This is a genomic window from Pseudomonas sp. SIMBA_067 (assembly GCF_046534675.1).
Taxonomy (GTDB): Bacteria; Pseudomonadota; Gammaproteobacteria; order Pseudomonadales; family Pseudomonadaceae; genus Aquipseudomonas; species Aquipseudomonas putida.
The window spans coordinates 1-230 of the sequence record NZ_JAWRYH010001495.1; the positions used below are offsets into that span (position 1 = coordinate 1).

Annotated in this window: 1 pseudogene; it reads left to right on the plus strand. The window is 61.3% G+C overall.

What is annotated here, in order from left to right:
- Positions 1 to 146 (plus strand): annotated as a pseudogene (locus SB765_RS34425) (NUDIX hydrolase); the annotation flags it as partial.
- Between the last annotated feature and the right edge of the window lie 84 nt (positions 147 to 230).

Sequence of the window (230 nt, forward strand, 5' to 3'; positions counted from 1 at the left end):
CGGATGCGCCGTTGCGCTTGCAGCCGGAGGAAGTGATCGAGGCGCGCTTTGTCAGCCTTGAGCTGGCTGAAGAGGAAAGCCTGACCAAGCTATATTGCCCGGACTCTTTGGCGGCGTTGCAGCGCTATAAGGCCAGCCTGGGATAGCTGATTTGGTTGTGCCGGCCCTTTCGCGGGCACGCCCGCTCCCACAGGATTGTGCAGTGTTCAGAGCGGTGCCGAACCTCTAGG